The organism is Zhengella sedimenti (genome assembly GCF_046506625.1).
Classification (GTDB): domain Bacteria; phylum Pseudomonadota; class Alphaproteobacteria; order Rhizobiales; family Rhizobiaceae; genus Zhengella; species Zhengella sedimenti.
In genome coordinates this window covers 570,064-582,761 of the sequence record NZ_JBKFFP010000001.1, presented here as the reverse complement: position 1 = coordinate 582,761, position 12,698 = coordinate 570,064, and the positions used below count along the sequence as shown (strand labels likewise).

12 protein-coding genes and 1 pseudogene are annotated in these 12,698 nt (G+C 65.3%); 9 read left to right on the top strand and 4 right to left on the bottom strand.

The window, feature by feature from the left end; translation table 11 throughout:
- Positions 1 to 30: 30 nt before the first annotated feature.
- Entirely contained in the window at positions 31 to 672 is a 642-nt protein-coding gene (locus ACLB6G_RS02965; RefSeq protein ID WP_410354615.1) for a YceH family protein, read from the bottom strand.
- 198 nt (positions 673 to 870) lie between these two features.
- Here ACLB6G_RS02965 and ACLB6G_RS02960 point away from each other — a divergent pair, with 198 nt between their 5' ends.
- The 5 genes and pseudogenes from ACLB6G_RS02960 to ACLB6G_RS02940 all read left to right on the top strand — a co-directional run bounded on the left by ACLB6G_RS02960 (position 871) and on the right by ACLB6G_RS02940 (position 3,815).
- The gene (locus tag ACLB6G_RS02960; RefSeq protein ID WP_410354614.1) at positions 871 to 2,040 is read left to right on the top strand and encodes an NAD(P)/FAD-dependent oxidoreductase; all 1,170 of its coding nucleotides are present in this window, start codon (positions 871 to 873) and stop codon (positions 2,038 to 2,040) included.
- Positions 2,041 to 2,154: 114 nt separating this feature from the next.
- On the top strand, positions 2,155 to 2,760 hold the full coding sequence (leuD, locus tag ACLB6G_RS02955) for a 3-isopropylmalate dehydratase small subunit (protein ID WP_410354613.1): 606 nt from the start codon (positions 2,155 to 2,157) through the stop codon (positions 2,758 to 2,760).
- A 20-nt stretch (positions 2,761 to 2,780) separates the two neighbouring features.
- Positions 2,781 to 3,017, top strand: a complete 237-nt coding sequence (locus ACLB6G_RS02950; RefSeq protein ID WP_410354612.1) for a DUF2798 domain-containing protein — start codon at positions 2,781 to 2,783, stop codon at positions 3,015 to 3,017.
- 25 nt (positions 3,018 to 3,042) lie between these two features.
- Positions 3,043 to 3,409 (top strand): annotated as a pseudogene (locus ACLB6G_RS02945) (RidA family protein).
- A 10-nt stretch (positions 3,410 to 3,419) separates the two neighbouring features.
- The gene (locus tag ACLB6G_RS02940) at positions 3,420 to 3,815 is read left to right on the top strand and encodes a hypothetical protein (protein ID WP_410354611.1); all 396 of its coding nucleotides are present in this window, start codon (positions 3,420 to 3,422) and stop codon (positions 3,813 to 3,815) included.
- Here ACLB6G_RS02940 and ACLB6G_RS02935 read toward each other — a convergent pair.
- Entirely contained in the window at positions 3,799 to 4,797 is a 999-nt protein-coding gene (locus ACLB6G_RS02935) for a M23 family metallopeptidase (protein WP_410354610.1), read from the bottom strand. The two genes, ACLB6G_RS02940 and ACLB6G_RS02935, sit on opposite strands and share 17 nt — an antisense overlap.
- A 134-nt stretch (positions 4,798 to 4,931) precedes the next feature.
- Between ACLB6G_RS02935 and leuB the strand changes: the two genes are divergently transcribed.
- Together leuB and ACLB6G_RS02925 are read left to right on the top strand one after the other, a co-directional pair.
- Positions 4,932 to 6,044: a 3-isopropylmalate dehydrogenase gene (gene leuB, locus ACLB6G_RS02930; protein WP_410354609.1), complete on the top strand. Its 1,113-nt coding sequence runs from the start codon at positions 4,932 to 4,934 to the stop codon at positions 6,042 to 6,044.
- A gap of 376 nt (positions 6,045 to 6,420) precedes the next feature.
- Positions 6,421 to 7,455: an aspartate-semialdehyde dehydrogenase gene (locus tag ACLB6G_RS02925; protein ID WP_410354608.1), complete on the top strand. Its 1,035-nt coding sequence runs from the start codon at positions 6,421 to 6,423 to the stop codon at positions 7,453 to 7,455.
- A gap of 84 nt (positions 7,456 to 7,539) precedes the next feature.
- Here the strand turns inward: ACLB6G_RS02925 and ACLB6G_RS02920 are convergent, their stop codons facing one another.
- Positions 7,540 to 9,711: a M3 family metallopeptidase gene (locus ACLB6G_RS02920; protein ID WP_410354607.1), complete on the bottom strand. Its 2,172-nt coding sequence runs from the start codon at positions 9,709 to 9,711 to the stop codon at positions 7,540 to 7,542.
- A 20-nt stretch (positions 9,712 to 9,731) separates the two neighbouring features.
- Between ACLB6G_RS02920 and ACLB6G_RS02915 the strand changes: the two genes are divergently transcribed.
- Entirely contained in the window at positions 9,732 to 10,193 is a 462-nt protein-coding gene (locus ACLB6G_RS02915) for a MarR family winged helix-turn-helix transcriptional regulator (RefSeq protein WP_410354606.1), read from the top strand.
- 34 nt (positions 10,194 to 10,227) lie between these two features.
- On the top strand, positions 10,228 to 11,409 hold the full coding sequence (locus ACLB6G_RS02910; RefSeq protein ID WP_410354605.1) for a multidrug effflux MFS transporter: 1,182 nt from the start codon (positions 10,228 to 10,230) through the stop codon (positions 11,407 to 11,409).
- Here the strand turns inward: ACLB6G_RS02910 and ACLB6G_RS02905 are convergent.
- Positions 11,375 to 12,688 carry a TAXI family TRAP transporter solute-binding subunit gene (locus ACLB6G_RS02905; protein ID WP_410354604.1) on the bottom strand — a complete coding sequence of 438 codons (1,314 nt, stop codon included), beginning with the start codon at positions 12,686 to 12,688 and terminating at the stop codon, positions 11,375 to 11,377. The two genes, ACLB6G_RS02910 and ACLB6G_RS02905, sit on opposite strands and share 35 nt — an antisense overlap.
- Positions 12,689 to 12,698: the final 10 nt, after the last annotated feature.

The following is a 12,698-nucleotide window of genomic DNA, read 5'->3' as shown; positions in this document are numbered from 1 at the left end:
GGCCTTGACGGGAATCAATCTTGCGGGCGTTTACGCCCCGGCCGCCTCCAGCCGGGCCTTCAATGCCGCAACCTCTTCCTCAAGCTGACGGACGCGCTCTTCCAGTTCCGATATGGCGGTCGACGCCGCAGGGCGCGGCGCGGGCCTTGCAGGCATGTCCGATATGTCGACATCGCCGGCCAGCAGATGCGCGAAGCGGTCTTCGCGCTGCCCCGGTGCCCGGCCGATTTCCTTGACCAGCGGCGGGCGCTGGCCGATCAGCATGTCGAGTTCTTCACGCACGGCTTCAGCCGAACCGAAATGCGCCATGCGCTCGGTGCGAGTCATCAATTCGTTGAGTGTCTGCGGCCCGCGCAGCAGGAGCAGCGCCAGGAGGGCCGATTGCGGTGCCGTGAGCCGGAACGTCCTGGCCGCGAGATGTTCGAAACGCTCGGCCCGGGATCCGAAGACCCGCCGCGCCAGCCCCTTGTCCTCAAGCGACTTGAGCGCCCGGTTGATCTCCACAGGCTCCATCGCCATCACCGGCTCGCGCGAACTCTTCTGGTTGGCGGCCGACTGGAGGGCGTTCAGCGTGAGCGGATAGACATCCGGCGTCAGCAACTGCTTCTCCATGAGGCAGCCCAGCACGCGGACCTCGAACGGATTGAGATGGGGGAGATCGGAATCACTCATGACAGGAACCAGTTATCCGGGTTGCCGGCCGCGCGGCAAGCCCGGAGGCGGGAAAAATCCGGCACCGGCCTTTCGCTGCACCCGGCCAGGCCTTGCGGGCCGATATCTCACCCCTTTCCTTGGCGCCGGTTTTCTGCTGACACTGGCCCTGTGCGCCCGGCCCTCAGGCCGGCGCCTCGAAGGCACGGAGCGGCAAGAATGAAGACCTGTGACATCGTGATCGCGGGAGGAGCCATCATGGGCTCTTCCATCGCCTGGTTCCTGCGCGAACACGGGTTCAGCGGTTCCATCGCGCTTGTCGAGCGCGACCCGGGTTTCGCCCGCGCGGCAACGACGCTCTCCTGCGCCTCCATCCGGCAGCAATTCTCGATCGCCGAGAATATCGCCCTGTCGCGTTTCACGCTGGATTTCTTCCGTGATCTCGCGGACCATTTCGGCGACGATGCCGACATTGCCTTCCGCGAAAAGGGATATCTCATCCTGGCCAGCGAGCAGGGCCTGCCCGTGCTCGAAGCCAATCATGCGGTGCAGAAACAGGCCGGCGCCGATATCGTCCTGGAGGACGGCGCCACACTCGCCAGGCGATTTTCCTGGTTGAACCCGGAGGGGATCGCAGCCGGAACCTATGGCGTCTCCGGGGAAGGCTGGTTCGATGCCCATCACCTGCTGGCCCTGTTCCGCCGGGCGCTGAAGACCCGCGAAATTGATCTCGTCACCGGCACCGTGACGGGACTGGAGGTCTCCTCGGGCCTGGTGCGCGCCGTCTCGCTGGACGATGGCCGGCGGCTGGGCTGCGGCACATTCATCAATGCGGCCGGCCCGCAGGCCGGCGCCATCGCCGCAATGGCCGGCATCGACCTGCCCGTGGAGCCACGCAAGCGGTCCGTCTTCGTCTTCGAATGCCGCGAACGGTTCGACGATATGCCGTTGATGGTGGACCCGTCCGGCGTCTATGTGCGCCCGGAAGGGTCTGTGTACATCACCGGCGGCGCGGAGGACGCCGCAGACGACCGGCGCGCCGGTGAAGACGATTTCGAGCCGGACTGGGACCTGTTCGAATCCGTCATCTGGCCGGTGCTTGCCACCCGCGTGCCCGCCTTCGAGGCCATCAAGCCGGGCCGGGCCTGGGCCGGGCATTACGACTACAACACGCTCGACCAGAACGCGGTGATCGGCCCGCATGCGGACCTGTCCAACTTCTGGTTCTGCAACGGTTTCTCGGGTCATGGATTGCAGCAGGCCCCGGCCGCCGGAAACGCCATCGCGGAACGGATCGTCCATGGCGGCTACCGCACCATCGACCTGTCGCGCTTTGCCCATGAGCGGATTGCCGCGGGCCGGCCCATGCGGGAACTCAACGTGATCTGACCGGCACGTCCGTGATTCGCATCAAGGTCCGCGCACGGTCATGAAACGCAGCCCCTTTGAAATTCGCCGCGCCTTTGCTAAAGCCCGTGCCAGACAGTTCACAGGGAAATGGCCATGGACAAGTTCACCAAGCTCACAGGCGTTGCCGCACCGATGCCGATCGTCAACATCGACACGGACATGATCATTCCGAAGGACTACCTGAAGACGATCAAGCGGACCGGGCTGGGAACCGGGCTTTTCTCCGAGATGCGCTACAACGAGGACGGCACCGAAAACCCCGACTTCGTGCTCAACAAGCCGGCCTATCGCAATGCGCAGATCCTCGTCGCCGGCGACAATTTCGGCTGCGGTTCCTCGCGCGAACATGCGCCCTGGGCGCTGCTCGATTTCGGCATCCGCTGCGTGATCTCCACCTCGTTCGCCGACATCTTCTACAACAACTGCTTCAAGAACGGCATCCTGCCGATCCGGGTCAGCCAGGAAGAGCTCGACAAGCTGATGGACGATGCCGAACGCGGCGCCAACGCCACGCTGACCGTCGATCTGGAAGCCAGGGAAATCCGCGGTCCCGACGGCGGTGTCATCACCTTCGAGCTGGACGAATTCAAGCGCCACTGCCTGCTCAACGGCCTTGACGATATCGGCCTGACGCTCGAAAAGGCGTCGGCCATCGAAACCTTCGAGAAGAAGGCGGCCGAGACACGTCCCTGGGCCTGAAAGGGTCCGGAACCGCGCGAATGAAGCCCTTTCTCCCCCGGCGCTTCGAGGGACTCGTCTTCGGTCTGCTCCTGACCGGGATGATGTCCTGCCTCGTCTCCGGCCTGTCCGTTTTCCTGGCGCGCGGTGCCGCGCCGGGCTTTGCCGGGCTCTGGCTGGCCGCATGGCTGCCATCATGGGCGCTGGCCTTTCCGGTTGTCCTCTTCGTCAATCCCCTGGTCCGCCGGATCGTGGGAACCATCGTGAAGCCACAGTGACTCCCGAACGAAAGACACCCTGGCCATGCGCAAGCTGATTTCCACCGGATCGCCCTTCGAGAAGCAGGCCGGCTACAGCCGGGCGGTTGTCGATGGCGATTTCTGTTTCGTATCCGGAACGACCGGTTACGACTATGCCGGACAGCGTGGAAGCACAGGCGCGCAACACCTTCGCCACCATCGCGGCCGCGCTGGCGGAAGCAGGATTTGGGCTCGCCGACGTGGTTCGGGCCGTCTATTATGTCACCGATGCCGCGCATGCGGATGCCGTCTTCAAGGTGACGGGCGAACACTTCGGCGATATCCGCCCCGCGGCGACCATGGTCGTTGCCGGCCTGATCCGGCCGGAGATGAAGGTCGAGATCGAGGTGACGGCCCGCAAGCGGAACTGAGGAATCGCCCATGACCCGGGACCCGGACGGCAAGCCGCATTTCTGTCCCGGCTGCGGCGCGCGCCAGCGTTTCTTTCCACGCTATCCCTGGCATTTCTGCCAGGCCTGCCTCGACCGGGCCACCGATGCGGAAAACCGCGCCCTCATCTTCGGCAATGCCAGCCTCTCCGGTGGGCTTGCCTGGGCCTATCGGGACGATCCGGACAGGACTGACAGCGCCTCACTGGAGGTGGTCTGCCTCATTGCCGGCCGCCCGGTTCTCGTTCGCGAGGCAAGGTTCGGCGGCGTTGTCGCGGAACCGTTGACGGACGGCCCGGCAGGTGCCCGGCTCGAAGACGCGGTCGATCTGAGCCGCCGCCACCGGCTGGAGGCGGCACGCGCCCGCCTGGTCAACCGCCGATTGTGAGCGTCCTGCGGGCGCTGCGGATGACCTCGCCCCCGCGCAGCAATTCGATCAGCAGGCCATGCTCGCCCGCTGCGGGCGCGCCCCGCTTGCCGGCGAAGACCGAATAGGTGGCCTTGGAGCGGTCCATGGGCTTGGACGTGACGTCGGCGATGACGCCTCCGGCGGGCCCGTTCAGGCGCAGGCGGATGCGGTCGCCCTTGCGCAGATTGGCGAACCATGCCCATCCGGTCAGGGCGCCGGCGCGGACGTCCGGCGGCCTTGGCGCCCCGGTTTCGCCCAAGGCATCGTGATCCACCGCGCCGGATGCAAACCCGGCATCCAGCAGGGTGCCGTCGCCATCGCCGAGCCGTCCGGCGAAATCGCCGTCGAACAGGGACCGGACCTCGCCCAGCCCGTTATCGCAACCCGCATCCAGCGGTCGACCGGTCAGAAGATCGACCGGCTTGCCGTCGATACGCAACTCCGCATGCACATGGGGAAACTGCGCCAGTCCCGATGCGCCGATCTGGCCGATCGGCTGTCCGCGGGCCACCTTGTCACCGTTGCGCACACGCACGGATCCTTGCCGCATGTGGCAATACTGCGTGACCGAGCCGTCACCGTGATCGATGAGCACGCCGTTGCCGCACTCCCGGTCCGCGATGGCCTTGCGGTCGGCCTCGGTGCGCACGAGACGGTCGTCTTCCCCGTCGCGGGTGCCGCGCACGACACCCTCGCGCATGGCAAGGACGGACACGCCCCGCGCCATGTCGGCCATCGAGCGCACCCGGATGTCGATTCCGGTATGCCCGTCATAGGTCGCCGGCCCGCAGTAGGGGTCCGCAGCACCGGGACCGGGCTCCATGTCCGGCATCTGCTGCAGAAAACAGCTCCTGCCGAGGTCGCAATCGACGGGCGGGCCGTAATCGCCGGCCAGCGCGGCGGTAACCGGCAGGCCGGCGGCCAGTGCAAGGCCGAGGATACGCAGTTTGGCTGCGAACATGCCTGGACTCCCTGGTTCTGGATGCGTCGCCCGGACAGTATTGCATGAATGACGGCGTTAATGCGACTTGCCTTGTGCGGGCCAGAGGGATAGCAAGACCCGGAATTTGACCATTTTCGGAGGTTTTCACGCCCATGGCATCGCGCAAGCTCCTTCTTCTTCCCGGCGACGGCATCGGCCCCGAGGCCATGGCCGAGGTGCGCAAGCTCATCACCTGCATGAACGACGAGCTCGGCGCGGGCTTCGAGACCGAGGAAGGCCTTGTCGGCGGCTCGGCCTATGACGCCTGCGGCCAGGCGATCTCCGAAGACGACATGGCCAGGGCCATGGCCGCCGATGCGGTGCTGTTCGGCGCGGTGGGCGGACCGAAGTGGGACGGCGTTCCCTATGAAGTGCGCCCGGAGGCCGGGTTGCTACGCCTGCGCAAGGACATGGAACTCTTCGCCAACCTGCGGCCGGCCATCTGCTATCCGGCGCTGGCGGCGTCCTCCTCGCTCAAGCGCGAGGTGGTCGAGGGTCTCGACATCCTGATCGTGCGCGAACTGACCGGCGGCGTCTATTTCGGCGAGCCCAAGGAGATCATCGACCTTGGCAACGGCCAGAAGCGCGGTATCGACACGCAGGTCTACGATACCTACGAGATCGAGCGCATTTCCGGCGTGGCCTTCGAGCTGGCGCGCACGCGCTCCAACAAGGTCTGCTCGATGGAAAAGCACAACGTGATGAAATCCGGCGTGCTGTGGAAGGAAGTGGTCGCCCAGACGCACAAGGCGAAATATTCCGACGTCGAGCTGACCCACATGCTGGCCGATGCCGGCGGCATGCAGCTCGTCCGCTGGCCCAAGCAGTTCGACGTCATTGTCACCGACAACCTGTTCGGCGACATGCTGTCGGACGTGGCGGCCATGCTCACCGGTTCGCTGGGCATGCTCCCCTCCGCCTCGCTCGGCGCGCCCGACCCGAAGACCGGCAGCCGCAAGGCGCTCTATGAGCCGGTCCACGGTTCCGCGCCCGACATCGCCGGCAAGGGCATTGCCAACCCGATCGCCATGATCGCGTCCTTTGCCATGTGCCTGCGCTATTCGTTCAACATGATCGACCACGCCGACCGGCTGGAGAAGGCCATTGCAGACGTGCTCGACCAGGGCCTGCGCACCGGCGACATCATGTCGGAGGGCTGCACGCAGATCTCCACGGCTGAAATGGGTGACGCCATCCTGGCGCAGTTCCGCGCGCTGGCTGCCTGATACTGCCCTTCCGTTGGACACCGGCCCGGCGGGAATCGACCGCCGGGTCCTCTTGCGCGCTGCTTCCAAAGCCGCAATTGACTCTTCAGCCAAACATCGTAAAAGCGCTCCAGCAGGAAACGGGAACGGAACCGATGCGCGGATTCCTCATTGCATTCATGACCAGCGGGACGGTGGCGGCACCGGCCGGGTTCATGCGTGCCACCCGATTCACCAAGACCACGGCCAAAAAAACGACCGTTACCACGGTCTGATCCTTCTTGGCCTGATCCCCTGATGCTTCCCGGGACAGACCGGGAAGGCGAAAGGCCCGAGCGACAAGTGCCGGGCCGGACGCGAAAAGGGAAGCGACACCGATCCAAGGACGGACACGAACATGGGTTTCAAGATTGCAGTCGTCGGCGCCACGGGCAATGTGGGCCGTGAAATGCTCAACATCCTGGAAGAACGCGGCTTTCCCGCCGACGAGGTGGTGCCGCTGGCATCGCGCCGTTCGGTCGGCCAGGAAGTCTCCTACGGCGACAGGACGCTGAAGGTGAAGGCGCTCGACTCCTACGACTTCTCCGATACCGACATCTGCCTCATGTCGGCCGGCGGCTCGATCTCCAAGGAATGGTCGCCGAAGATCGGAGCGCAGGGCTGCGTCGTCATCGACAATTCCTCGGCCTGGCGCTACGACGCCGATGTGCCGCTGATCGTGCCGGAAGTGAACCCGGACGCGGTTGAGGGCTTCCGCAAGAAGAACATCATCGCCAATCCCAATTGCTCGACCGCCCAGCTTGTCGTGGCGCTGAAGCCGCTGCATGACGCGGCCACCATCAAGCGCGTGGTCGTTTCCACCTACCAGTCGGTTTCCGGCGCCGGCAAGGAAGGCATGGACGAACTCTTCAACCAGACGCGCGCGGTCTTCGTCTCCGATCCGGTGGAAGCCAGGAAGTTCACCAAGCGCATCGCCTTCAACGTCATTCCCCATATCGATGTCTTCATGGAAGACGGCTACACCAAGGAGGAATGGAAGGTGCTGGCCGAGACCAAGAAAATGCTGGACCCGAAGATCAAGGTCACTTGCACGGCGGTGCGCGTGCCGGTCTTCATCGGCCATTCCGAAAGCGTCAACCTGGAATTCGAAAAGCCGATCACGGCGGAAGAGGCGCGCGACATCCTGCGCGAGGCGCCGGGCTGCCAGGTGATCGACAAGCACGAGGACGGCGGCTACATCACCCCGCATGAATCGGCCGGCGAGGACGCCACCTATATCTCGCGCATCCGCGAGGACGCGACGGTGGAGAACGGCCTGGCCATGTGGGTGGTTTCCGACAACCTGCGAAAGGGTGCGGCGCTCAACACGGTGCAGATCGCCGAACTGCTCGTCGCCCGCGGCCTCATCCAGCCGAAGAAGCAGGCGGCCTGAGACGCGACACTTCCGTCTCTTTGACCAAAGGCCCGGACGGTGACGTCCGGGCCTTTTGCGTTTTCGTCCCCGAGGTGGATGCAATCACATCTCGCGTTCCGGATGCACGGCCAGCCCGCGGCCCTTCAGCATCGCGTCGACCGAGGGCATCTTGCCACGGAAAGCCTTGTAGAGCGTCTCCGGATCGGCCGATCCGCCCGCGGCGTAGATATGCGTCTTCAGCTTTTCCGCCAGTTCCGGGTTGAAAGGGTCGCCCGTCTCCTCGAAGGCATCGAAGGCATCGGCGTCGAGAACTTCCGACCAGAGGTAGGAATAATAGCCGGCTGAATAACCGTCGCCGGCAAAGACATGGGCGAAATGCGGTGTCCGGTGTCGCATGGCGATGGCTTCCGGCTTGCCCAGTTTCGCCATGGTATCGGCCTCGAAGGCGATGGCATCGGCGGGCATCTCCGTCTGCTGGTGGAAGGCCATGTCCATCAGCGCCGAAGCCGTGAACTCCACGGTGGCGAAACCCTGGTCGAAGGCCTGCGCGGCGGTGAGCTTGTCGATCAGCGCGCGCGGCATGGGTTCGCCGGTCTTCACATGGCGGGCATGCCTTTCCAGCACTTCCGGCACCGTCAGCCAGTGCTCGTAAAGCTGCGAGGGCAGTTCCACGAAATCGCGCGGCACGGATGTTCCCGAGACCGACGGCCACGTCACCTCGGTCAGCATGCCGTGCAGGGCGTGGCCGAACTCGTGGAACAGGGTGCGCGCCTCGTCCATGGAGAGCAGCGCCGGCTTGCCCGGTGCCGGCTTGGCGAAATTCATCACGTTGTAGATGATCGGCCGCTGCCCGCCTTCCAGCTTGTGGGCCGATTGCAGGGCGCTCATCCAGGCGCCCGAGCGCTTGGTCGGCCGGTTGAAATAATCGGCGATGAAGACACCGCGCGATGAGCCGTCGCCATTGAGGATCTCGAAGACGCGGGCATCCTCGTGCCAGACCTTCAGCTCCGGCTTTTCCTCGAAGGTGAGGCCGAACAGGCGGTTCGCCACGTCGAAACAGGCAGCGATGATGTTGTCCAGCTGGAGATAGGGCTTCAGTTCAGTTTCATCGAAGGCATATTTCTCCGAGCGCAGCCGGTCGGCAAAGAAGCGCCAGTCCCAGCCGGCGATCTCGTGATTGTGCCCGGAGGCGGCGGCGATGCGGCGCAGGTCCGCCTCGTCCGCGGCGGCCTTTTCCTTCGCCATGTCCCAGACCGGTTCCAGCAGATCCATGACCGCGCCGGGCGTCTTGGCCATGGTGTTGTCGAGTTTCAGCGCCGCATAGGTCTCGTAGCCCAGAAGCCGCGCCTTTTCGGCGCGCAGGGCCAGCGTCTCCGCGACGATGGCCGAATTGTCGTGCTCGCCGCCGTTCTGGCCGCGCATGGTGAAGGCATGGAACGCCTTCTCGCGCAGGTCGCGGCGCGGTGACAGCGTCATGAAGGGCTCGTAGATCGAGCGCGACAGGGTGATGGCATGGCGGCCCTTTTCGCCCCGGCTTTCGGCCGCCTCGGCCATGGCGGCGGTCAGGAAATCCGGCAGGCCGTCGACATCGGCGTCATCCAGGAACAGCGCCCAGCCGGCCTCGTCGGCCAGCACGTTCTGGCCGAAGGCCGCGCCGAGACCGGCGAGCCTCTCGTTGATCACGGCCAGGCGCGCCTTCCCGGCCTCGTCGAGCTTCGCGCCGGAACGGACGAAGCCCTTCCACGTCAGTTCCAGGACGCGCGCGGTTTCTCCGTCCAGTTCGAGCCCGTCGCGGCGATTCCACAGGTCGTCGATGCGCGCAAAGAGGTCCGGGTTCATTGAAATGGCAGAGAAATGGCGCGACATCTTCGGCGCCAGTTCACGTTCCAGCTTCTGGATTTGCGGATTGGTATGGGCGCCGGCCAGGCCCCAGAAGATGGCAGCGGCGCGGCTGAGCGCTTCGCCGGCCAGTTCCAGCGCGGCGAGCGTGTTGGCGATGGTCGGCATTGCCGGATTGGCGGCAATGGTGGCGATCTCCCCGGCATGGGCAGCAAGCGCCGCGTCGAAAACCGGCGCGAAATCCTCCGTGCGGATGGCGCCATAGTCCGGCAAGCCGAGCGGGCCGGTCCAGGCGGTCAGCGGATGGGAAGCAAGATCGATCGTCACGGGCTTTTCTCCATTCGGGAAATCGCTGCGGATGTAGGCGGCATGGGCGCCGGTGGCAATGCTTGACTTTCGATCCGGGCAAACTAAAACATTCTTATTATAAGGCATCCTTACTATCGGAGTGTTTGATGGCGGCGATCGATCCAGACGCCCTGGGCTTCCTGCTCAATGACATTTCGCGGCTGATCCGCGCCTCCATGGACCGGGCCCATGCCCAATCGGGCATCGGCGTGACGCCGGGCGAAGCGCGTGTGCTGGCCTTCGCGGCGCGCACGGGGCCGGTGCGCCAGACACGGCTTGCCGAACAGATCGGCGTGGAGGCCATGACCCTGTCCGGTCATCTCGACGGCCTCGAAGGCAAGGGCCTGATCGCGCGGCAGGCCGACCCGTCGGACAGGCGCGCCAAGATCGTCACGCTGCAGCCGGCCGCCGATGCCGTTCTGGAAGCGATCGGCGCCACGGGGCGGGCGATCCGGGCCCAGGCCAGCGCCGGTTTCGACGATGAGGAATGGGAGCAGCTCAAGGCCGCGCTGAAGCGGATCCGTTCCAATCTCAGTGAAAAGGTCACGGAGGCCAGCGATGCGGCATGACGCTTCACCAGCTGGCGCGGGCTTCCGCCCGATCATGAGCGAACGCAGGGTCTCGCTTCTCGGCGCCCTGTTCGTCGTCGTCGGGCCTGTGTCCATGGCCCTTTACACGCCGGCCATGACCGAGATCGTGCAGGCCTTCGGCACCACGGAATCGGCCGTGAAGATGACGCTGGCGCTCTATTTCGCGGGCTTCGCCTTCGCCCAGCTTGCCGGAGGCCCCCTGTCGGATGCGCTCGGGCGGCGGCCCGTGATGATGATCTTCATGGGCATCTATGTTGCCGCCAGCCTTCTGGCACTGTCGGCGCCCGGGATCGAGACGCTGCTGGCCGCGCGCTTCCTGCAGGGTGTGGGCGCATCGGCGGGCGTCGCCATCGCCCGCGCCATGGTGCGCGACCTGTTCGACCATGAGCAGTCGTCGCGGATCATGAACCTGATCGGGATCATGCTGGCGCTTGGCCCTGCCATTGCGCCGACCATCGGCGGTATCACCATGCAGGTCGCAGGTTGGCACGCGATCTTCCTGCTCATGGCCCTTCTGGGCGTGGGCGTGTTCTGCGCGGCCGTCTTTTCCATGCGCGAGACCGTGGTCCCGGACATGAGCCGGCTCCGCCCCCGCGCGCTGGCTACCGCCTATCTTCACCTGGTGACAAACGCCCATTTCATGACCACGGCGCTGGTCCTGGCCTTCACCACCGGCGCGCTCTATGCGCAGGCCACGTTCCTGCCCTTCATCCTGATGGAACGCGTCGGCCTGACCCCGGCCGAATTCGGCCTTTCCATGATCCTCCAATCTGGGAGTTTCTTTGCCGGCGCACTGGTCGTGCGTGCCCTGTTGGAAAGGATTTCAGCCGAGCGCCTCGTCGTTCCGGGTCTGGTTCTTGTCGCGCTGGGCGGACTGGGCCAGCTTGCCATGCATGTCGTGGAGCCCGGCCTCTGGCAGGTCATGGCCCCGGTCTCCCTCTATGCCGTCGGCATTGCGTTCGTCATGCCGGCCGTGACCACGATTTGCCTGCAGCCGTTCCACCACATGGCCGGCGCGGCCTCGGCCATGATGGGCTTCCTCCAGATGGGCATGGGCCTTGCGATGGGCTCCATCGGCGCGCTGATGGGCGACCCTGTCATAGCCATGGCGACACTCATTCCGCTGATGGGACTGTCGGCCTGCGCACTCTATGCGGTGTTCAGGCTGAAGATCGCGGTTCAGCCGAACCCGTGAGCGGCGCGGTTTCCGAACGGCGTTCGCGCAGCGTGGCCCGCACGCCTTCCCACAGCAGGAAGAACGACTGGAAGCCCTCGTCGGTCACCTCGTCGGTGTCCAGCGCCACGACCACCGTTTCCAGGATTACGTCGAGTTCGCCGCGCAGAAGGTCGATCTCGGCCGCGGTTTGCGCCTGGCGGGCCCGGTTGTGCAGGTCGAGCAATCGGTAATTGTAGACGTCGGCGCGGTTCTTCTGGCGGCTGACCAGCCGCCTGCGCAGCGCAAGCAGACCCGAAAACGTCATGGCCAGCAAGGTCACGCCAAGCGCGATGGGTTCGGCGTTTTCCTGGATGAAACTCGGCTTGTCCCGGTCGAAGAATGCCGCCGCGCCGTCGTGCAGCGGAACGTTGAGACCGCGTGACAGATCCGGCTCGCTGATCGCGGAGGCCAGCGAGAAACGGATCGTCAGGTCGAGGCGGTGCTCGAACAGGATCGATGTCAATTCCCGTATCGAGGGAGCCGGAATGTCGGCGCGGCTGACCAGGATGCGCTCGACGGCCGCCGTCGGCGTCTGGCCGCCGGGCACGGGCAGGGCACCGGTAAAGGCGCCCACCGGCATCGTCTCCGGCCTCAGGAATGGCCGTTTCAAGGCGATGGCCGCAGCCTGCTCGATGGGAATGTAGCGCAGTTTCAGCGACTTCAGCTGCGCATCCTCGAACATGCGCAGCAGCGTCTCGTCACGCAGCGACCGGACGGTGAAAAGCGCGTCGAAGCGCCCTGACAGCAGGCCGGCGCTTGCTTCCTCGAACGGGACGGCGCGCCAGTTGTAGTTGGTGACCGGCAGGTCATAGTGATCGGCCAGCACCCAGAAGGACCGGAACGCGTCGGTGCCGAACTGCGGGATGGCAATCCGCAGCCGCGGCAGATCGGCGACCGAACGCGCCGGCGCATCGGCGCGCACCACCACCTGGAAATAGTCGGGAAACAGGCCGGCAATCATGCGCACATCGGAGACGACCGGCGTATCGGCACGGATCACCGCGAGGTCGATCTGGCGGTTGTTGAGCCGCGCAATGTTTTCCGACGGATCGCGCGTAGCCCGCACGGCCAGCCGGAGGGTCTGGCTGTGCCGCGCGACGACATCGGCAACATGGCGCATCAGGACATCGGAATCCGAGCCGAAAGGGCCGGAACCCACTGTCAGGACAACGGGTTGCCTGTCGCGGCTGATCCACCACCAGCCGGCAACGCCGGCCGCCGCGATGGCAAGGGCCAGCAGGAGCAGCCCGAGGGACACGGCGCGGGTC